Source organism: Dysgonomonas sp. PF1-14, from assembly GCF_029892965.1.
In the GTDB taxonomy this organism is placed as follows: domain Bacteria; phylum Bacteroidota; class Bacteroidia; order Bacteroidales; family Dysgonomonadaceae; genus Dysgonomonas.
The window spans coordinates 251951-270284 of the sequence record NZ_JARXWN010000001.1; the positions used below are offsets into that span (position 1 = coordinate 251951).

Genomic DNA, 18334 nt, shown 5'->3' on the forward strand with positions numbered 1-18334 from the left:
GCAATGAGTAAATTACATATCAAAAAAGGCGATATAGTATACATTAATGCTGGTAAGAACAAAGGAGAAACTGGACGTGTACTAAAAGTGCTGGTTGAAGAACAACGCGCAATAGTGGAAGGTTGGAACATGATCACCAAGCATACTAAGCCTAATGCAAAAAGTCCGCAAGGAGGAAGAGAAAAGAAAGAAGCTCCTATTCATATCTCCAATCTGAACGTGGTAGATCCTAAAACAGGAAAGCCAACACGTATCGGCCGTAAAGAAGTGAATGGAAAGCTAGTACGTTACGCTAAAAAATCAGGGGAGGAAATTAAATAATGAGCAATACAACATCTCTTAGAAACGAATATAAAGACCGTATTGTATCTTCTTTGATGAAAGAATTCGGTTATAAATCGACAATGCAGGTTCCTGTGTTGAAGAAGATCGTTATCAACCAAGGACTTGGTATAGCAGTTGCCGATAAGAAAATTATCGAAACAGCAGTTAACGAGATCACAACTATCACAGGACAAAAAGCAGTAGCAACGTACTCTAAAAAAGATATCTCGAACTTTAAGCTTCGTAAAAAAATGCCGATCGGTGTGATGGTAACACTACGTCACGACAGAATGTACGAATTCCTAGAAAGACTGGTTCGCGTGGCATTGCCTCGTATCCGCGACTTCAAAGGTATCGAAAGCAAACTTGACGGACGCGGAAACTATACACTGGGTATCGAAGAACAGATCATCTTCCCTGAAATTAATATTGATAATATTACTAAAATTCTGGGAATGAATATTACCTTTGTAACTTCTGCAAAAACAGATGAAGAAGGATATGCTCTGTTGAAAGAGTTCGGACTTCCATTTAAGAACGCAAAAAAAGATTGATATAAGATGGCAAAAGAATCAATGAAAGCTCGCGAGGTAAAAAGAGCTAAACTGGTTGCTAAATATGCAGCTAAAAGAGCGCAACTAAAAGCCGATGGCGGTTACGAAGCGCTGCAAGCTCTACAAGCTCTGCCTAAGAATGCTTCACCTGTACGTCTGCACAACCGTTGCAGTATAACAGGCCGTCCGAAAGGCTATATCCGCCAGTTCGGAATTTCGCGTATCCAATTCCGCGAAATGGCATCCAAAGGACTTATACCGGGAGTGAAAAAAGCAAGCTGGTAAAATAAAATTATAAGTTATGAATTATAAATTATAAGTGATGAATGCTGAATTGATGCTATTTACAATTCATAATTTATAACTCATAATTCATAACTATTTTTAAATATTGTCCCGATAGGCGGGATTAATTTAAATTATTTAATCATGACAGATCCAATAGCAGATTATTTGACGCGTGTGAGAAACGCCATCATGGCCGGACACAGAGTTGTAGAAATTCCAGCGTCGAATTTGAAAAAAGAGATTACAAAAATTCTCTTTGAAAAAGGCTACATACTTAACTATAAGTTTGTAGACGAAGGACCTCAGGGCTCTATCAAAATAGCCTTGAAATACGATCCTGTAAATAAAGTAAACGCGATCAAGAAACTGATCCGTATATCTACTCCGGGACTTCGTAAATATGTAGGGTATAAAGAAATGCCTCGCGTCCTTAACGGACTCGGCGTAGCTGTAGTATCTACCTCGAAAGGAGTGATGACAGACAAAGAAGCACGCGACCTTAAAGTTGGCGGTGAAGTATTATGTTATGTTTATTAATTAAGAGAGAGGATAGAAAGTTATGTCAAGAATAGGAAAATTACCCATAAGCCTTCCGGCAGGAGTATCAATTACTGTTGGTAAGGATAACGTAGTTACAGTAAAAGGACCCAAAGGAGAACTATCGCAAGAAGTAAATCCTGATATCAAAGTCTCTGTTGAAGATGGTACGTTGTCAGTAACACGTCCGTCAGACGAAAGAGCTCACCGCTCTTTGCATGGATTATACAGATCATTGATCAACAACATGGTTGTTGGAGTTTCTGAAGGATATCACAAAGAATTAGAATTGGTAGGAGTTGGTTACCGTGCGTCAAACACCGGTCAACTTCTTGAACTTTCGTTAGGTTATACACACAACATCTTTATGCAGTTGCCAAAAGAAGTAAGTCTGGAAACCAAATCGGAAAGAAACAAGAACCCGCTGATTATACTGGAATCTTGTGATAAGCAGCTGATAGGCCAAGTATGCGCTAAGATTCGTTCATTCCGTAAACCTGAACCGTATAAAGGTAAAGGTATACGCTTTGTTGGTGAAGTAATCCGTCGTAAATCAGGCAAGGCCGCAGGTAAATAATTCATAAACTGTTGAAATCATGCTAACAAAGACTGATAAAAGAAATAAAATAAAATTACGTGTACGTGGTAAGGTCTCAGGAACTGCCGAGCGTCCGCGTCTGACAGTATTCAGAAGCAATAAGCAAATCTATGCACAAGTTATCAACGATCTGACTGGTAAAACTTTGGCGGCAGCCTCGTCTCTTAAGATAGCAGACAAAGCTCCCAAAAAAGAAATAGCAGCAAAAGTTGGCGAACTGATTGCTAAAAGTGCTCAGGAAGCTGGAGTAACAGCTGTGGTATTTGACCGTAACGGTTACCTGTACCATGGTAGAATTAAAGAATTGGCAGATGCTGCCCGTAAAGGTGGACTTAAATTTTAATAGAAATGGCAGGAGTTAACAATAGAGTAAAATCGACCAATGATATCGAATTGAAAGATAGATTGGTAGCTATCAACCGCGTTACTAAAGTAACAAAGGGAGGCCGTACATTCAGCTTTGCCGCTATCGTAGTTGTAGGTAACGAAGATGGTATTATAGGCTGGGGACTGGGTAAGGCCGGTGAAGTAACAACAGCCATTGCTAAAGGAGTTGAAGCTGCAAAGAAAAACCTGATAAAGGTTCCGATTCTGAAAGGAACAGTTCCTCACGAACAAATAGCTCGCTTTGGCGGATCAGAAGTAATGATCAGACCAGCTGCTCCCGGTACAGGGGTAAAAGCAGGAGGTGCGATGCGTGCCGTACTAGAAAGTGTCGGAGTAACAGACGTATTGGCTAAGTCGAAAGGTTCATCAAACCCTCACAACCTTGTGAAAGCTACAATCGAAGCTTTGGGTGAACTTAGAGATGCCTACACTGTAGCTCAGAACAGAGGAGTGTCTATGGAAAAAGTGTTTAAAGGTTAACTTTGCAAAGAAAATTTATTATGGCAAAAATTAAAATTAAACAAGTAAAAAGCAGGATCAAGTGTCCGATTGACCAAAAGCGCACATTAGATGCACTTGGTCTTAGCAAACTGAATCGTGTTAAAGAACATGAAGATACACCTGCTATCAGAGGAATGATCAACAAAGTTAGCCACTTGGTTACCATTGTAGAATAATTAAGTTTAAAAGATAAAAAAACATATACATTATGAGTTTATCAAATTTGAGACCTGCAACAGGTTCAACTAAAACCAGAAAAAGAATCGGACGTGGTACGGGTTCAGGTTTAGGTGGAACTTCCACAAAAGGTCATAAAGGGCAAAAATCCAGATCTGGTTATTCGCGTAAGATCGGTTTTGAAGGAGGTCAGATGCCACTTCAACGCCGTCTGCCTAAATTCGGTTTCAAGAGTATCAATAGAATTGAATACAAACCGATCAATCTGGATGTACTCCAAAATCTGGCTGATGCAAAAAATCTGACAAAGATTGATGTTCAGACATTGATAGATGCAGGTTTTATTTCAGCAAAGCATTTAGTGAAAATACTTGGAAACGGTGCACTTACAGCCAAATTGGAAGTAGAAGCTCATGCATTTTCCAAATCGGCAGAAGCCGCTATACAGGCAACAGGTGGAACAGCAACAAAACTGAAGTAAAATGGGATTTATACAAACACTGAAGAATATATCGAAGATCGAAGACCTTAGAAAAAGACTGTGGACAACTTTCTTTTTCGTAGTGATCTATCGTATCGGAGTTCATATTGTATTGCCCGGTGTCGATCCAGCTGCATTAGAAGCCCTTCAGGCTAAAACATCAGGAGGTATACTCGATATACTGAATATGTTCTCGGGAGGTGCTTTTGCAAATGCCTCAATCTTTGCATTAGGTATCATGCCATACATCTCTGCATCCATCGTGATGCAGCTGCTTGGAATGGCTGTGCCTTATTTCCAGAAACTGCAGAGAGAAGGAGAAAGCGGTCGTACCAAGATGAATCAATATACCCGTTATCTGACAGTGGCTATCCTTTTGGTTCAAGGTCCGGCATACTTGGGAGGAGCTTTAGGAGACGCAGCGCCTTCTTCTTGGGATTTCTTTATCCCGGCTGCTATTATATTAGCAGGAGGTAGTATGTTCGTGCTTTGGCTGGGAGAACGTATCACTGATAAAGGAATCGGAAACGGTGTGTCTTTCATCATCCTTGTAGGTATTATCGCACGCTTGCCGCATGCTCTGATTGGAGAATTTACTTCCCGCCTGAGCAGTTCGGCCGGAGGATTGGTAATGTTCCTTGCCGAGATCGTATTGCTACTGCTTATCATTTGCGGTGCAATCCTGTTGGTACAAGGTACCCGCCGTATTCCGGTGCAATATGCTAAAAGAGTAGTTGGTAACAAACAATATGGCGGTGCACGTCAGTATATACCATTGAAAGTAAATGCAGCCAATGTGATGCCGATCATTTTTGCTCAGGCAATTATGTTCGTGCCTATCACTATTGCAGGATTCTCTGCCGACAGAGATGGCTTCTGGGGTTCATTCATGGATCACACCAGTGTAGCCTATAATGTTGTGTTTGCGTTCCTTATCATTGCTTTCACATGGTTCTATACAGCTGTTACCATCAACCCTGTTCAGATGGCTGACGAACTGAAACGAAACAACGGATTCATACCGGGTATCAAGCCGGGTAAGAAGACAGCAGACTATATCGACTCGATCATGTCCCGTATTACATTTCCGGGATCATTGTTCCTCGCATTAGTCGCTATACTTCCTGCCTTTGCAAGCTACTTCGGAGTGAGCCGCGAATTTTCCCAGTTCTTCGGAGGAACATCTTTGCTGATCCTTGTAGGTGTTGTATTGGATACATTACAGCAAATAGAGAGTCATCTGTTGATGAGACATTACGATGGTTTATTGAAATCCGGAAGAATCAAAGGACGCTCCGGTTCGATTGCAGCATATTAAGGAGGTTTTGAATGATATTTCTAAAAACAGACGAAGAGATAGAATTGATGCGTGAGGCTAATCGCCTTGTGGGAATGACACAAGGAGAGTTGGCCAAACTCATCAAACCGGGAATCACCACTTTGTATCTGGATAAGATTGCAGAAGAATTTATCCGTGATCACGGAGCCGTTCCCTCATTCTTAGGATACAACGGATTTCCTTATTCGCTATGTATCTCTGTGAATGAAAATGTTGTACATGGCTTCCCTTCTGAATATGTTTTACAGGACGGTGACATTATTTCTGTTGATTGTGGTACGGAGAAAAACGGATTTTGTGGCGATTCGGCTTACACATTCTGTGTAGGAGAAGTAGCAGAAGATGTGAAAAAACTCCTCAGAACAACAAAGGAAGCTCTTTATCTCGGAATCGAAAAAGCCGTTGAAGGCAATCGGGTAGGAGATATAGGCGATGCCGTTCAGACATATTGTGAAAAACGTGGTTATTCGGTAGTGCGCGAGCTTGTAGGTCATGGTATTGGTCGTAAGATGCACGAAGCACCCGAAGTACCCAATTACGGCAGACGCGGTGTAGGCCCTATGTTAAAAAAAGGGATGTGCATAGCGATCGAGCCGATGATCAATATGGGAAGTAAGAATGTAGTATTTGAAAGCGACGGATGGACTGTAAGAACAAAAGACCGTAAACCTTCGGCTCACTTTGAACATACAGTTGCTATTCGTCAGGGAAAAGCAGATATATTATCGACATTTGAATTTGTAGAAGCTGTTTTAGGAGATAACGCAATTTAAAACATTAATCTATATTTATGGCTAAACAGGCAGCAATAGAACAAGACGGAGTAATAATAGAGGCACTATCGAATGCTATGTTTCGTGTCGAACTTGAAAACGGACATGAAATTACGGCACACATTTCGGGAAAAATGCGTATGCACTATATCAAAATACTTCCCGGAGATAAGGTACGTGTCGAAATGTCGCCTTATGATTTGACTAAGGGACGGATTTCGTTCAGATACAAATAAAAAATAAACAAAGATATGAAAGTAAGAGCATCATTGAAGAAGCGTACAGCTGATTGCAAGATCGTCAGAAGAAAAGGACGCTTATACGTAATAAACAAAAAAAATCCTAAGTTCAAGCAACGTCAGGGATAAATTTATTAATTTTGCAAATTAATTAAAAAACATATATGGCAATAAGAATAGTTGGTGTCGATTTACCACAGAATAAGAGAGGCGAGATAGCTTTGACATACATTTTTGGAATCGGCCGTAGCTCTGCTAACAAAATTCTTGCAGAAGCAGGAATTGATAGAGATATCAAAGTTAAGGACTGGAACGATGACCAGGCCGGAGCAGTGCGAGAAATCATCGCTACAAAATTTAAAGTAGAAGGAGACTTGCGTTCAGAAGTGCAGCTTAACATCAAGCGATTGATGGATATAGGTTGCTACAGAGGTATCCGTCACCGTATCGGTTTACCGTTGAGAGGTCAGGGTACTAAGAATAATGCCCGTACACGTAAGGGTAGAAAGAAAACTGTTGCTAACAAGAAAAAAGCTACAAAATAATTAATTTGATATGGCAAAAAAAACAGTCGCAGCGAAGAAGAGGAACGTTAAAGTGGATGCAATTGGACAAGCTCATGTGCATTCTTCTTTCAACAATATCATTATATCGCTTACAAACAGCGATGGTCAGGTTATTAGCTGGTCGTCGGCAGGAAAGATGGGTTTCAGAAGTTCTAAAAAGAACACCCCTTATGCAGCTCAAATGGCAGCGTCAGATTGCGCTAAAGTAGCATTTGATCTGGGATTGAGAAAAGTAAAAGTATTTGTAAAAGGACCGGGCAACGGACGTGAGTCTGCTATCCGTACTATCCATGCAGCAGGTATTGAAGTGACAGAAATCGTTGACGTTACTCCACTTCCTCACAACGGATGTCGTCCTCCAAAACACAGAAGAGTTTAATCAAATTTAAAAATTGGAACTAGAAATTGTGAAATTTGATTACAATCACCCTCTCTGTAATCGCGGCTGCACAATTTTAGCTTTCATCAATTATTAATTAGTAAGAAAATGGCAAGATATACTGGACCAAAATCAAAAATCGCCCGTAAATTCGGAGAGCCAATATTCGGACCTGACAAAGTTCTTTCAAAAAAGAACTATCCTCCGGGACAACACGGTAACGGAAGAAAGAAAAAATCGTCAGAGTACGGTATTCAGTTGCGCGAAAAGCAAAAAGCAAAATATACCTATGGTGTTCTTGAAAAACAATTCCGTAACATGTTCGATAAAGCACTGGCATCTCGTGGTATCACAGGTGAAGTGTTGCTTCAGATGTTAGAATCAAGATTGGATAACGTAGTTTTCCGTCTTGGAATTGCTCCTACAAGAGCAGCAGCCCGTCAGTTGGTTTCGCACCGTCACATTGTAGTAGACGGATCAGTGGTAAACATACCATCATACGCGGTAAAACCAGGACAACTTATCGGTGTTCGTGAAAAATCGAAATCACTTGAAGTTGTAAGCGAAGCATTGTCAGGCTTTAACCATAGCAAATACCCTTGGATCGAGTGGGATCAGTCTACTATGGCAGGAAAATATCTTCATATTCCTGAAAGAGCAGATATCCCTGAAAACATTAAAGAGCAGTTGATCGTAGAGTTGTATTCTAAAAATTAATTAAATTCATGGCTATATTAGCATTTCAAAAACCGGATAAAGTATTGATGTTAGAAGCGGACGATTTCTTCGGAAAATTCGAATTTCGTCCCTTAGAACCCGGATATGGTATTACTATTGGTAATGCCTTGCGCCGTATTCTGCTTTCATCCCTTGAAGGTTTTGCTATCACTTCTATAAAAATCGATGGTGTGGAGCATGAATTTGCTACAGTACCGGGGGTTATAGAAGATGTTACGAACATAATCCTCAACTTAAAGCAAGTTCGTTTTAAGCAAATCGTAGAAGAGATCGAAAACGAGAAGGTAAGCATTACTATCTCAGGTACCGAAGTATTCAAAGCTGGAGATATAGGAAAGCATCTGTCAGGATTTGAGGTATTGAACCCTGATCTGGAAATTTGTCATCTTGATAAGAATGCAAGCTTTCAGATAGAGTTGAATATAAACAAAGGGCGTGGATATGTACCTGCCGATGAAAATCGCAATCTGTCCGATGATGTTAACGTTATAGCTATTGACTCTATTTATACTCCTATCCGCAACGTAAAATATGCGATCGAAAACTATCGTGTAGAACAGAAAACGGACTATGAGAAACTTGTGATAGAAATAGCAACCGACGGATCTATTCATCCGAAAGATGCTTTGAAAGAAGCAGCTAAAATCCTTATCCATCACTTCATGTTGTTCTCTGACGAGAAAATACTTCTCGAACAGAGTGAAGTGGACGGTAATGAGGAATTCGATGAAGAAATCCTGCACATGCGTCAGCTTCTGAAAACCAAGTTAGCAGATATGAACCTTTCGGTTCGTGCTCTAAACTGCTTGAAGTCGGCTGAAGTAGAGACATTAGGTGAATTGGTACAGTTCAATAAGAACGACCTTCTCAAGTTCCGTAACTTTGGTAAGAAATCACTTACCGAGCTTGACGAACTACTGGATAGCCTGAGCCTGTCTTTCGGGATGGATATTTCTAAATATAAATTAGATAAAGATTAGTAAGCGACATGAGACATAATAAAAAATTTAATCACTTAGGGCGTAAAAGTGCGCACAGAGATGCCATGCTGGCTAATATGTGTGTGTCTCTACTGATGAGCCCTAACAAACGCATCTTCACTACTGTGGCGAAGGCCAAAGCTTTGAAGAAAGTTATCGAGCCGATAATTACGAAGGCTAAAGAAGATTCTACTCACGCCAGACGTTTGGTTTACAGAGACCTTAAAATAAGTAGTGTAGACAACTACCCTAACCAAAAGGTTGCTAACAAACCGCAGGACAGAAAGAAACTTGTTATAGCTGAACTTTTCCAGAACATATCTCAGAAAGTGGGCGACCGTCAGGGTGGATATACCCGTATCATCAAAACAGGAAACCGTTTAGGTGATAATGCTTCGATGTGCTTCATCGAATTGGTTGACTACAACGAAAATATGCTGAAAGAGAAGAAAGCTGCGGCTACTAAGGGTAGAACACGTCGTTCTAAGAAGAAAGACGATACTGCTGCTCAACCGGTAGCAAAAGAAACAGCTAAAAAAGCTAAAGCAGAAAAGGTAGAAAAGGAAAAAGAGCAGGAAGTAGAAGCTTTGGAAGTTGCTCCTGAATCTCTACCTGTAGTAGAGGCAGAAGCTGCTGCTCCTGAAGTGGAAGCTGAAACTCCGGCAGAAGAAAAACCGAAGACTGAAGAATAAGAAAGATTCAGATTTTTGGAAGATAATAAGGAAAGGGTATTCGATTGGATATCCTTTTTCTTTTGCTTACAGGCGGGCATATAAAAAGAAAGTATCCTAATGGCTTAGGATACTTTTTTGCTTGATAAGTAGTTTTCAAGACTATTCTATGGGTATGTGGGTACATAAGTAGCGATTGTACCACCCATATGAATTCTTGCAAGTTTTGTGTCAAGGTTGGGAAGTCTTTCAAGCAAATATGTATATTTTATTTACTTTCTATATATAAGATGTATGAAAACATAAAACGTTGCATGGTTAATTAAAAAAAAACGAAAAAAAATAACGGAAACTTAAATTTTATATCTAAATTATTGATTTACAGCATGCATTTTTATTGCATATTCTTGACAAAAAAACTATAGAAAGTTATTTTACAGAGAATTTTATCGCCATACTAACCCCTGTTTCGTCGACTACTGTTAAAGAATGTTCCCCTTTAGATGGGCTATACTCCTTTTTATGGAAGTATTGTGTGTCTCCGATATATTGTCCATCGAGATGCCAGAAGATACGGTTCTGGGGATTTCTATGCGCTACTTCGAATACCAACTTACCCGGAGAGCCATCGAGTTGTTTGGGCAGATTGATAATTGCATTGGGGAAAGGATAGATAAATTCCATCAACCGTATGTCGGAGTCCTCCCTACATTCGGGAGAATAGGGTGGTAGTGGGCGATAATCGGGGTGTTGTTCTTTATAATACCATTCCCACGAGGGAGGGAGTATAAACCATGGCGTGTGTACGATCCCCCTACTGCCTGCGCAGTCATTGAATACCTGATATTTCATATCTTCTGACAGATGTACCAGTTTATGATAAGGACATACGGCAGCATCGCGTCCTTTCTTGCTTATCCATGTTGTATCTGTAGCTGTTTCGGGGCAATTCATGCCTTTCAGAAATCCGCTTTCGTGGCATATCTCGGCTATGACCAGATCACTTTCCGGTCTTTCGAACCAACGGCTTTGAGGCAGGGAGTTGAATATGTCGAACATTACCATTCCGGCAGTGCGTGCTCCTGTAAGTCCGGGACGCCCTTCTCCGTCGGAGTTGCCTACCCATACACCGACCACATATTTGGGACTGACACCTACAGACCACCCATCGCGAAATCCGAAACTTGTCCCTGTCTTCCATGCGATTTTTTGTATAGAGGGAATCGAACGCCAGTCTATTTCTTCGGGGCGGTTTACATTGGTCAGTGCTTCCAGTGTTTGCCAGATAGCTCCGGCTGAGAATAGTGGATTGCGGTTACGGTCGCCTTTTTCGTTGTTATTATCAGCCAGAAGATAGGATGGTTGTTTCATCTCAAAATATCGTCCTTCTTCGTTGAATAGCTTGAGTTGTTGAGCCATTTGCAGGTACATGTAGCTTATGTCCCACAATTTGCCTTCTGCACCCCCTAAAATGAGCGATAGGCCATAGTTGTCGGCGGAGCGGTTCAGCGTTGTCATGCCTGCCCTTTGCAGTACGTTGTAGAATTTAGGCACGCTGTATTTGCGTAGCGACACCACAGATGGTACATTCAATGAGCGTGCAAGTGCATCCGATGCATGTACTGCTCCGTCGTATTGCAGGCTAAAGTTCTTCGGTGCAAATCCGTTAAGGTTGATCGGTACATCGGGCAGGAGTTGATCGGGCAGGAGTAGTCCTTCCTGCAACATAGCACAATACAGGAATGGCTTGAGAATGCTTCCCGTACTGCGCGGCGCCTGTATGATATCCACTTGATTGGCTGAAATATCCCGCTCGAAATCTACATTTCCGCAATATGCAACGACCTCATTTTTTTCTACATCGAATATTATGGCAGCGATATTTTTGATGCCATTCTGTGCAAACTCTGCATTCCATCTGGCAAGTATATTCTCTGTACGTTCCTGTTGTTGCCTGTCTATAGTAGAAACAATGTATTCACCTGCCTTTTGTCGGTAAAGCCTTGCCACAAGGTGAGGAGCTATTTGCGGCAGGGCTTGCGGCTGGAATGGCAGAGGTTCGGAAATAGCCAGTTCGTAATCTACTTCGTCCAGTATATTCCGCTGATACAACTTTCTCAGTAGCTTATTTCGCTTATTGAGCAATTTATCCCTGTTGCGTCCGAAGTGCATAAGTGAAGGGGAGTTGGGGAGTACAGCTAGTGTCGCAGCTTCTGCCCACGACAGAGTTGCAGCCCGATGTCCGAAGTAGCGCCACGATGCGGCTTCTATACCCACCACATTGCCACCCATAGGTGCATGAGCTGCATACAGGGCTAGTATTTCGTCTTTGGAATATGAAAATTCCATACGGGTGGCAAGTATCATTTCGATAAATTTCTCGCCGAATGTGCGCCTCTCGTTGCGTGACAGACGGATGGCCTGCATGGTGATGGTACTGGCTCCGCTGACTATTTTGCCGCCATCTATATTTTGTTTTATGGCTCGCCCTATAGCCAGAGGGTTTACTCCCCAGTGGCGGTGAAAATGCTTGTCTTCGAATTCTATGAGGCAGGTCTTGTATTTGTCGGGTATGGAGTCGGGAGTCGGGAAACGCCATTGCTGGTCGGTAGCGATGCGTGCGCCTAGCAGTTCGTTGTGCCTGTCGGAAACAACTGTACTGTATGGTACATGAAAGAGGGGAGAGGGCAGGCAGAATATGTACCAGACAAGCAGGATCAGACAGATGGGGATACTTATTCGGTATCTCTTTTTAGACTTTCTATATTTCTCCCAGAGAAAAGAAAGAAAAGCTTTTATCTTTTCCATATACTGCCTTAGCATTTCTTTATTATAAGATATTTCTCTCTATAAAAGTAAGCAATTAATTGGATTGCAAATCCGAAGAAATGGAGTTCAATCATTCTTAGGGAAATGATCAATGTATTCCCTCATCTCTTTTCTGCTATTTAGAATGATCAAGTCTGTTTCTCTGTATTCATTTAATAAATCATATACACGCGGTCTTATTTGTTTATTATAACTCCACACATATTTAAGAAATTTCGTATCGAATCTTTCTTTGCAGCCCAATGCCATGTCATCACGTATATTGCCTTGCATAATACGTTTAAGGACACTGAGAATACAAATCCATCTATTTATGTCTAAAAAAATAATAGTGTCGGCTTCTTTTAGTCTTATATCCAGTGAACTTATATAATTACCATCCAATATCCATTTTGGTTCGGAGACCAGCTCTGTTACTTTTTTCTGCCACTGATCTTTTTCGGGGCGTTTCCAGCCGGGCTGATAATATTCCTTATCCAGATGGATTAAAGGTAAACCTATTTTACGGGCAATTTGTATTGCGAATGTGGTTTTCCCCGCACCACAGTTTCCTATTATTATAACTTTATTCATTGAAAACTATCATCTCTTCCCCGAATATTTATACTCAATGCAATCTTCTCCTTTGCAAATAATATGGTTCTCAAAGTCATTGTCTCTATTCATACCTAACGATTCCATTAATCTGATGGAAGCCGTATTCCGAGAATCGGTAATTCCGATAATTTCATTTATATGAAATCGTTTGTAACAATCACTAATAAGGAGGTTTAACGCTCCTTTCGCAAATCCTTTCCCTTGATAATCCGGCGAAATGTTACAGCCGATTTCCAAAATGCCATCACTGATATTGAAAGCACAGTCACCTATAAGGTTGCCTTTATACTTTATTGCCAGACCTATCCATTGGCCGACACTATTATAATATGCTTCGATACATTGGTTGACAAAGTCTGTCGTTCGCTCTAATGTAAATGGTTCCCAATACTGATACTTTGCGATTTCGGGCAGAGAGCGGTATGGGTATATAGCGTCAATGTCTGTTTCCTGTATATTGCGTAACAGAATCTTTTCGGAATTTATAGAGATTTCATTCATTGTTTCTTCTTATAATTTTTATCTCTTGAATATTCTCTAGGGCTTCGGTATTATTACGACTACTAACATTAGACTCTAGTTTGTCGATCATACTTAAAACTGTTTGGTCGGTTTCTGCTTTTCTCAGATAGCCAAATACATTTAGTGGGATATAGCATTTGTTTTCGGTTCTCAGGTATCTGTTTATGTAGGTGTATATAAAATCGGAAAGTTCTTCTTTACAAAAGGTGAGAAAATAGTAACCGCACAATCTCCATTCATTGTAAATGATACAATTCCTTTTTTTGAATAAGGAGAACAAGGTTCGTATATCTTTTTCCGAAACTATTCCATAATCGGGAATTTTTTCATCAAAAGATAGCCCCCGATCGGGTATGTTGTTTACCCTCTCATACGCGTTCACATATCTTTGAATACCCATTACCCATTCATAAAGCCCTTCTCTTTGAAGTAAGTCGTGTTTGCTTTTGCCAAGTGCAAATGTCCATTTCTTATATTCTTCTATCCGCTTTTCTATATTTTCTATAGCCTCTATTTCTTTTATTTTTTTGCAGGCTTTTAATAGGTCGGTCTTTGTAGATTCGTTTTTATCGAATGAGAAAAGTTGGTAATTAAGGCCATCTTTATTTGATAGTACAAGGTAATACTGTGTGGTGTCGGGGACGAAGTGTGATAATTCGTCCATTACGACTAATAATGGCGATGAACTCGCTTTGCTTCCGGATGAGTTCTCTATTTCGAAAAAGACGCTGTCGCCAAGCGTTTTTGAAACAGAGCAGACATAGTATTTATCACTCTCGCAAACAACCTGGCTCAAAGATTTACGCACATAAGATGATGCGTAGGAATCCGCAGAGAAAAAGTAAATTGCTATGAGAAAATAGATTATGCGCTTCATTTTTGTATAATATCCGTATGCAAATATATCAGTTTATGTAAGAGCCTGTTTAAAATTTATACAAATATTTACTTATGTGATTTATTTACTTGTTTTCGTTCATTTTTAGTCTCTTTTTATCTGATTTTCCCTTTCTCTCAGTTCAAGTAGCCCGCTACTATCACTTCGTGAAAGAAAAAATCAATCTAAAAATAGTTCTGAAAATCTGAACGAATAAATTTAAAACAGACTCTAAATGTACGAAAAAAGACCAAATGTTTTCTTATTTTTGTACACTGCAAATTATCAGTCATGGAAAAGGAATCTCAGGGATTTAGCATCTGGAAAATACTCTTGCCCACTTTTATCGGATTGGGGGTAATTGTCTTTATGATGAGCCGTGAGTTCAATGTGGATGACCTGAAACAGATATCTGTAACCAACCAGACGGTTTTCTGGATATTCGTGGCCTTCTGTTGTATGCTGGGACGCGATATAGGGTTCATCATACGCTACCGCTACCTCACCGAAAAGCAACTGTCGTGGAAGCAGTGTATCAAGATCACATTACTGGCTGAATTTGGTACGGCAATAACGCCTTCGGTGGTGGGAGGGTCTACAATGGCTGTCGTCTTTCTGGCAAAGGAGAATATAACGGTGGGGCGTAGTACGGCAATGGTTTTTGTAACCTTGCTGCTCGATGAAATGTTTTTTGTAGTCACCTTTCCGATACTATTACTGTTTATTCCGTTCCATACCTTATTCTCCGATACTACAGCTTTAGGCTCCAGTGTACTTATACTGTTTATAGTCGCCTACATTATCAAGATGCTTTTGTGTACCTTGCTGGTTGTCGGCCTGTTCTTTCGCCCGCAGGCTATACGGTGGCTGATTATAAAGATATTCCGTTTGCCGTTTCTCAGGCGATGGCACAGCAGTGCAGTGAAGGCGGGAGACGATCTGGTTGTCAGTTCGCGCGAGATAAGGGGGAAAACGTTTTCATTCTGGTGGCCTCTGATCGTTGCTACCATCTTATCGTGGTGTTCACGCTATCTGGTGGTAAACGCCTTGTTTATGGCTTTCTTTACAGTACACGACAATCTGCTGATATTTGCCCGTCAGTTTGTGATGTGGATTGTAATGGTAGTGAGCCCTACACCGGGAGGAAGCGGGTTCAGCGAATTTATATTTAAACAATATCTGAGCGAGTTTATACCATTGGCGGGAGTCGTTCCATTGATCATATTATTGTGGAGATTGTTTACCTATTACAATTATCTGTTTGTAGGTGCGCTGATCGTTCCGCGTTGGATAAAGAAATCGTTCGGAAAGAAGTAGAATGGCTGATTGTAATTTATTGAAGGAAAGTTTATCTATATGTCAGTTAGCAGTGATCAGTCAACAGTTAACAATATAGGTGATCTTTGAAAAATTATATATTTAAAGTTTAAATATTGGAATTTCTGTCGGGTTTGTGAGGTTTTAGTTAAAAACTAGTGTACTAGATTATAGAGTTCTAGTGTACTAGAAATAGGAAAAATCAAACTAGCAAGCTAATAGACTATAAACTAATAAACTTGTAAGAAATGTGAGGTTTTAGTTAAAATTCACCTCACCCCGACCCTCTCCAAAGTGAGAGGGGGTTGCAAAGCCTCAAAAGGGAACGAGTTTGTAGGGGCGAATCCATGTGTTCGCCCGAAAACAGAAAATAATGCTAGCAAGCTAGTAGACTAAAAAAACTAGTAAACTAGTAATGTTTGTCAGCTTTTAGTTAAAAATCTAATTTAAATAAGATATGAAAAAGTACTTAAGTTTATTACTGTTGGTAGCCTTGTCATTATCGGGGTTACAGGCACAAAGAGTAGATACCGTAACGGTATTGAGTAAGAAAATGAACCGGAATATCAAGAATGTGGTTGTTCTGCCGGAAGGTTATGACAAGGCATCCGACAAGAAATACCCTGTTGTTTATCTTCTGCATGGTTATGGAGGTAAATACGATACATGGGTGAAGGGTACGAAGAAATCGCTACCGCAGGATGCAACCCGTTTGCAGATGATTTTTGTTTGCCCCGATGGTCAGAATAGCTGGTATTGGGATAGTCCTGTGGAGCCGTCTATGCAGTTCGAAACCTATGTAAGCTCTGAGCTTATAAGCTATATCGACAGCCATTATAATACTGTAGCATCTCCTAAAGGACGTGCCGTGACAGGTTTCAGCATGGGTGGACATGGCGGTCTGTGGCTGGGCATCAATAATCCCGATGTATTCGGCGCCTGTGGATCGATGAGTGGAGGTGTAGATATACGCCCTTTTCCCAACAACTGGGAAATGAAAAAATGGCTAGGCTCATACAAGCAAAATACCAAAGTATGGGATGATCATACAGTTATTACCCAGCTGGATAAGATAGAGCCTAACACGTTGGCTATTATTATAGACTGCGGAAAAGATGATTTCTTCTTTCAGGTAAATGAGCAGTTGCACAAGGAAATGCTTTACCGTAATATTCCGCACGATTATATCATCCGTCCGGGAGGGCATACACATGATTACTGGAACAATGCAGTAGATTATCAAATGTTGTTTTTCTCCAAGTTTTTCAATCAAAAATAACTACCTTTGATTCCTATATGTGTCAAAAGGTTAGGGAAGGATGAGCGATATAATAATATACGATAAGCAAGATATAACGCGGGTAGGGATGGAGGCTCTCTTGCAGGATACCAAGAAAGCCTCTTCTATCCAGCGTACTGAAAGTAAGTCGGAACTGATAAAACGGCTGGCTTCTTTTCCTGCTGCTGTTATCGTATTAGACTATACACTCTCCGATTTTACAAGTGTAGACGAATTGCTGAATGTCGGTTACCGTTTCCCAGAATCGCGTTGGCTACTATTCTCTGACGAATTGAGCCACGATTTCCTGAGACGTCTTGTCTATAGCAGTGAAGCATTCAGTATTGTGCTGAAAAGCTGTGAGCTGAACGAGATAGATATGGGGCTGATACATGTATTCAGAGGCGAACGTTTTATCTGTGGGAGGGTAGCCAATCAGCTATTACAATCACAAAGGCCTGTATCGGATACGGTCGATCATATATTGACAGCTACCGAAAAAGAAATACTGAAAGAGATCGCTTTAGGACATACCACAAAGGAAATTGCCGCCAATCGCAATCTGAGCTTTCATACAGTGATCACACACCGAAAAAATATATTCCGCAAACTGGAAGTAAACAATGTGCATGAGGCTACAAAGTACGCCATGCGTGCCGGACTGGTCGATATGGCAGATTATTATATTTAGTCGAATGACAGATAGGGTTTCAACCTGACCAGATCTTTTTCAGTGAACTCATCCAAAAGAGACAGCCTGCTTACAGACTCTATATTTCCTTTACGCTCGCGTATATCCACTATCACTTGTGCCTGTTTATAATTGATATAAGGATGGCTATTAAGTACCTTAAATTCTGCATTGTTAACATTAAGCCTCTTTGCTTTGGGCTGTAATGTGATGTATGGCACAATGTCGCTGTATAGGTAATCGTCCATACCCCATACTTCTTTCAGTTGCTCCATGCTTATATATCCGCCAAGTGCCTCTCTGTACTTTACGATCCTGTTGGCATATCCGCTGCCTATTTTGGGAATCTTCTTCAAGGCGGAAGTATCAGCGCTGTTTAGCTCTATGGTTTCTCCGGCTTTTAACTTTTCCTGATAGTGGTATTTGGTGTATGTTATTTTTTCTGTATAGTAGTCGGTCTGTGTTATTGGTTGCTTTTCGGCTTTGTCTTTCAACTCGGCTTCAAATGCAGCAAATTCTTTTTCGAGTTCGCTGTTTTTCTCAGCCATACCATTAGTCTTTACAGGTTTGGTAATGATATATATACCTCCCGATAAGACAATAAGGATGAGCAACAGTATGATGGCGATTTTATCCCCTTTCTGAAAATAGAAGTATTTTTTCCAGTTCATTTTATCTATAGTGTAGGTC

25 protein-coding genes and 1 pseudogene are annotated in these 18334 nt (G+C 40.6%); 21 read left to right on the plus strand and 5 right to left on the minus strand.

Annotated features, from left to right (window positions below; translation table 11 throughout):
- The first annotated feature begins 3 nt into the window (after positions 1-3).
- From rplX to rplQ, 18 genes and pseudogenes are all read left to right on the plus strand, one after another.
- Positions 4-321, plus strand: a complete 318-nt coding sequence (rplX, locus tag M2448_RS01130; protein ID WP_280644427.1) for a 50S ribosomal protein L24 — start codon at positions 4-6, stop codon at positions 319-321.
- Entirely contained in the window at positions 321-878 is a 558-nt protein-coding gene (gene rplE, locus M2448_RS01135) for a 50S ribosomal protein L5 (RefSeq protein ID WP_280644428.1), read from the plus strand. Before rplX ends, rplE begins: the two co-directional genes overlap by 1 nt.
- A gap of 6 nt (positions 879-884) precedes the next feature.
- The gene (rpsN, locus tag M2448_RS01140; protein ID WP_280644429.1) at positions 885-1163 is read left to right on the plus strand and encodes a 30S ribosomal protein S14; all 279 of its coding nucleotides are present in this window, start codon (positions 885-887) and stop codon (positions 1161-1163) included.
- 144 nt (positions 1164-1307) lie between these two features.
- Complete coding sequence (rpsH, locus tag M2448_RS01145; protein ID WP_280644431.1) at positions 1308-1703, plus strand: 30S ribosomal protein S8; 396 nt, start codon at positions 1308-1310, stop codon at positions 1701-1703.
- 22 nt (positions 1704-1725) lie between these two features.
- Positions 1726-2280 carry a 50S ribosomal protein L6 gene (rplF, locus tag M2448_RS01150; protein ID WP_280644432.1) on the plus strand — a complete coding sequence of 185 codons (555 nt, stop codon included), beginning with the start codon at positions 1726-1728 and terminating at the stop codon, positions 2278-2280.
- Positions 2281-2299: 19 nt separating this feature from the next.
- The gene (gene rplR / locus M2448_RS01155) at positions 2300-2644 is read left to right on the plus strand and encodes a 50S ribosomal protein L18 (RefSeq protein ID WP_280644433.1); all 345 of its coding nucleotides are present in this window, start codon (positions 2300-2302) and stop codon (positions 2642-2644) included.
- Between the two features lie 5 nt (positions 2645-2649).
- Complete coding sequence (gene rpsE / locus M2448_RS01160; RefSeq protein ID WP_280644434.1) at positions 2650-3168, plus strand: 30S ribosomal protein S5; 519 nt, start codon at positions 2650-2652, stop codon at positions 3166-3168.
- 20 nt (positions 3169-3188) lie between these two features.
- Positions 3189-3365 (plus strand): 50S ribosomal protein L30, encoded by a 177-nt coding sequence (rpmD, locus tag M2448_RS01165; protein ID WP_280644435.1) that lies wholly within the window; start codon positions 3189-3191, stop codon positions 3363-3365.
- A gap of 32 nt (positions 3366-3397) precedes the next feature.
- Complete coding sequence (rplO, locus tag M2448_RS01170) at positions 3398-3847, plus strand: 50S ribosomal protein L15 (protein ID WP_280644437.1); 450 nt, start codon at positions 3398-3400, stop codon at positions 3845-3847.
- A 1-nt stretch (position 3848) separates the two neighbouring features.
- The gene (gene secY / locus M2448_RS01175) at positions 3849-5165 is read left to right on the plus strand and encodes a preprotein translocase subunit SecY (RefSeq protein WP_280644438.1); all 1317 of its coding nucleotides are present in this window, start codon (positions 3849-3851) and stop codon (positions 5163-5165) included.
- Between the two features lie 11 nt (positions 5166-5176).
- Positions 5177-5959: a type I methionyl aminopeptidase gene (gene map, locus M2448_RS01180; protein WP_280644439.1), complete on the plus strand. Its 783-nt coding sequence runs from the start codon at positions 5177-5179 to the stop codon at positions 5957-5959.
- A 17-nt stretch (positions 5960-5976) separates the two neighbouring features.
- Positions 5977-6195 (plus strand): translation initiation factor IF-1, encoded by a 219-nt coding sequence (infA, locus tag M2448_RS01185; protein ID WP_280644441.1) that lies wholly within the window; start codon positions 5977-5979, stop codon positions 6193-6195.
- Positions 6196-6210: 15 nt separating this feature from the next.
- Complete coding sequence (gene ykgO / locus M2448_RS01190) at positions 6211-6327, plus strand: type B 50S ribosomal protein L36 (protein WP_009433293.1); 117 nt, start codon at positions 6211-6213, stop codon at positions 6325-6327.
- 35 nt (positions 6328-6362) lie between these two features.
- Entirely contained in the window at positions 6363-6743 is a 381-nt protein-coding gene (rpsM, locus tag M2448_RS01195) for a 30S ribosomal protein S13 (protein WP_280644444.1), read from the plus strand.
- Positions 6744-6753: 10 nt separating this feature from the next.
- Positions 6754-7143, plus strand: a complete 390-nt coding sequence (gene rpsK / locus M2448_RS01200; RefSeq protein ID WP_163307543.1) for a 30S ribosomal protein S11 — start codon at positions 6754-6756, stop codon at positions 7141-7143.
- Between the two features lie 108 nt (positions 7144-7251).
- On the plus strand, positions 7252-7860 hold the full coding sequence (gene rpsD / locus M2448_RS01205; protein WP_280644445.1) for a 30S ribosomal protein S4: 609 nt from the start codon (positions 7252-7254) through the stop codon (positions 7858-7860).
- Between the two features lie 8 nt (positions 7861-7868).
- Positions 7869-8861: a DNA-directed RNA polymerase subunit alpha gene (locus tag M2448_RS01210; RefSeq protein WP_280644447.1), complete on the plus strand. Its 993-nt coding sequence runs from the start codon at positions 7869-7871 to the stop codon at positions 8859-8861.
- 8 nt (positions 8862-8869) lie between these two features.
- Positions 8870-9355 (plus strand): annotated as a pseudogene (rplQ, locus tag M2448_RS01215) (50S ribosomal protein L17); the annotation flags it as partial.
- Positions 9356-9961: 606 nt separating this feature from the next.
- Here the strand turns inward: rplQ and pbpC are convergent.
- The 4 genes from pbpC to M2448_RS01235 form a co-directional block, all read right to left on the minus strand.
- Entirely contained in the window at positions 9962-12355 is a 2394-nt protein-coding gene (gene pbpC / locus M2448_RS01220; RefSeq protein WP_280644449.1) for a penicillin-binding protein 1C, read from the minus strand.
- A 72-nt stretch (positions 12356-12427) separates the two neighbouring features.
- Positions 12428-12934, minus strand: a complete 507-nt coding sequence (locus tag M2448_RS01225) for a hypothetical protein (protein ID WP_280644450.1) — start codon at positions 12932-12934, stop codon at positions 12428-12430.
- Positions 12935-12943: 9 nt separating this feature from the next.
- Positions 12944-13459: a GNAT family N-acetyltransferase gene (locus M2448_RS01230; RefSeq protein WP_280644452.1), complete on the minus strand. Its 516-nt coding sequence runs from the start codon at positions 13457-13459 to the stop codon at positions 12944-12946.
- Complete coding sequence (locus M2448_RS01235) at positions 13452-14357, minus strand: hypothetical protein (protein WP_280644453.1); 906 nt, start codon at positions 14355-14357, stop codon at positions 13452-13454. Before M2448_RS01235 ends, M2448_RS01230 begins: the two co-directional genes overlap by 8 nt.
- Positions 14358-14648: 291 nt before the next feature.
- Between M2448_RS01235 and M2448_RS01240 the strand changes: the two genes are divergently transcribed.
- The 3 genes from M2448_RS01240 to M2448_RS01250 all read left to right on the plus strand — a co-directional run bounded on the left by M2448_RS01240 (position 14649) and on the right by M2448_RS01250 (position 17644).
- Positions 14649-15674 (plus strand): lysylphosphatidylglycerol synthase transmembrane domain-containing protein, encoded by a 1026-nt coding sequence (locus M2448_RS01240; protein ID WP_280644454.1) that lies wholly within the window; start codon positions 14649-14651, stop codon positions 15672-15674.
- A 457-nt stretch (positions 15675-16131) separates the two neighbouring features.
- Positions 16132-16953, plus strand: coding sequence for an alpha/beta hydrolase family protein (locus tag M2448_RS01245; RefSeq protein WP_280644455.1), 822 nt, complete (start codon positions 16132-16134; stop codon positions 16951-16953).
- A gap of 40 nt (positions 16954-16993) precedes the next feature.
- Entirely contained in the window at positions 16994-17644 is a 651-nt protein-coding gene (locus tag M2448_RS01250) for a response regulator transcription factor (RefSeq protein ID WP_280644456.1), read from the plus strand.
- Here the strand turns inward: M2448_RS01250 and M2448_RS01255 are convergent.
- A complete protein-coding gene (locus tag M2448_RS01255; RefSeq protein WP_280644457.1) occupies positions 17641-18315 on the minus strand; it encodes a helix-hairpin-helix domain-containing protein in 675 nt (224 codons plus the stop codon). The two genes, M2448_RS01250 and M2448_RS01255, sit on opposite strands and share 4 nt — an antisense overlap.
- Positions 18316-18334: the final 19 nt, after the last annotated feature.

What these genes read in the sequence shown, in the direction of transcription:
- rplX (WP_280644427.1), top strand. Translation starts at nt 4, where the DNA reads ATGAGTAAATTACATATCAAAAAAGGCGATATAGTATACATTAATGCT.
- rplE (WP_280644428.1), top strand. Translation starts at nt 321, where the DNA reads ATGAGCAATACAACATCTCTTAGAAACGAATATAAAGACCGTATTGTA.
- rpsN (WP_280644429.1), top strand. Translation starts at nt 885, where the DNA reads ATGGCAAAAGAATCAATGAAAGCTCGCGAGGTAAAAAGAGCTAAACTG.
- rpsH (WP_280644431.1), top strand. Translation starts at nt 1,308, where the DNA reads ATGACAGATCCAATAGCAGATTATTTGACGCGTGTGAGAAACGCCATC.
- rplF (WP_280644432.1), top strand. Translation starts at nt 1,726, where the DNA reads ATGTCAAGAATAGGAAAATTACCCATAAGCCTTCCGGCAGGAGTATCA.
- rplR (WP_280644433.1), top strand. Translation starts at nt 2,300, where the DNA reads ATGCTAACAAAGACTGATAAAAGAAATAAAATAAAATTACGTGTACGT.
- rpsE (WP_280644434.1), top strand. Translation starts at nt 2,650, where the DNA reads ATGGCAGGAGTTAACAATAGAGTAAAATCGACCAATGATATCGAATTG.
- rpmD (WP_280644435.1), top strand. Translation starts at nt 3,189, where the DNA reads ATGGCAAAAATTAAAATTAAACAAGTAAAAAGCAGGATCAAGTGTCCG.
- rplO (WP_280644437.1), top strand. Translation starts at nt 3,398, where the DNA reads ATGAGTTTATCAAATTTGAGACCTGCAACAGGTTCAACTAAAACCAGA.
- secY (WP_280644438.1), top strand. Translation starts at nt 3,849, where the DNA reads ATGGGATTTATACAAACACTGAAGAATATATCGAAGATCGAAGACCTT.
- map (WP_280644439.1), top strand. Translation starts at nt 5,177, where the DNA reads ATGATATTTCTAAAAACAGACGAAGAGATAGAATTGATGCGTGAGGCT.
- infA (WP_280644441.1), top strand. Translation starts at nt 5,977, where the DNA reads ATGGCTAAACAGGCAGCAATAGAACAAGACGGAGTAATAATAGAGGCA.
- ykgO (WP_009433293.1), top strand. Translation starts at nt 6,211, where the DNA reads ATGAAAGTAAGAGCATCATTGAAGAAGCGTACAGCTGATTGCAAGATC.
- rpsM (WP_280644444.1), top strand. Translation starts at nt 6,363, where the DNA reads ATGGCAATAAGAATAGTTGGTGTCGATTTACCACAGAATAAGAGAGGC.
- rpsK (WP_163307543.1), top strand. Translation starts at nt 6,754, where the DNA reads ATGGCAAAAAAAACAGTCGCAGCGAAGAAGAGGAACGTTAAAGTGGAT.
- rpsD (WP_280644445.1), top strand. Translation starts at nt 7,252, where the DNA reads ATGGCAAGATATACTGGACCAAAATCAAAAATCGCCCGTAAATTCGGA.
- M2448_RS01210 (WP_280644447.1), top strand. Translation starts at nt 7,869, where the DNA reads ATGGCTATATTAGCATTTCAAAAACCGGATAAAGTATTGATGTTAGAA.
- pbpC (WP_280644449.1), bottom strand. Translation starts at nt 12,355, where the DNA reads ATGCTAAGGCAGTATATGGAAAAGATAAAAGCTTTTCTTTCTTTTCTC.
- M2448_RS01225 (WP_280644450.1), bottom strand. Translation starts at nt 12,934, where the DNA reads ATGAATAAAGTTATAATAATAGGAAACTGTGGTGCGGGGAAAACCACA.
- M2448_RS01230 (WP_280644452.1), bottom strand. Translation starts at nt 13,459, where the DNA reads ATGAATGAAATCTCTATAAATTCCGAAAAGATTCTGTTACGCAATATA.
- M2448_RS01235 (WP_280644453.1), bottom strand. Translation starts at nt 14,357, where the DNA reads ATGAAGCGCATAATCTATTTTCTCATAGCAATTTACTTTTTCTCTGCG.
- M2448_RS01240 (WP_280644454.1), top strand. Translation starts at nt 14,649, where the DNA reads ATGGAAAAGGAATCTCAGGGATTTAGCATCTGGAAAATACTCTTGCCC.
- M2448_RS01245 (WP_280644455.1), top strand. Translation starts at nt 16,132, where the DNA reads ATGAAAAAGTACTTAAGTTTATTACTGTTGGTAGCCTTGTCATTATCG.
- M2448_RS01250 (WP_280644456.1), top strand. Translation starts at nt 16,994, where the DNA reads ATGAGCGATATAATAATATACGATAAGCAAGATATAACGCGGGTAGGG.
- M2448_RS01255 (WP_280644457.1), bottom strand. Translation starts at nt 18,315, where the DNA reads ATGAACTGGAAAAAATACTTCTATTTTCAGAAAGGGGATAAAATCGCC.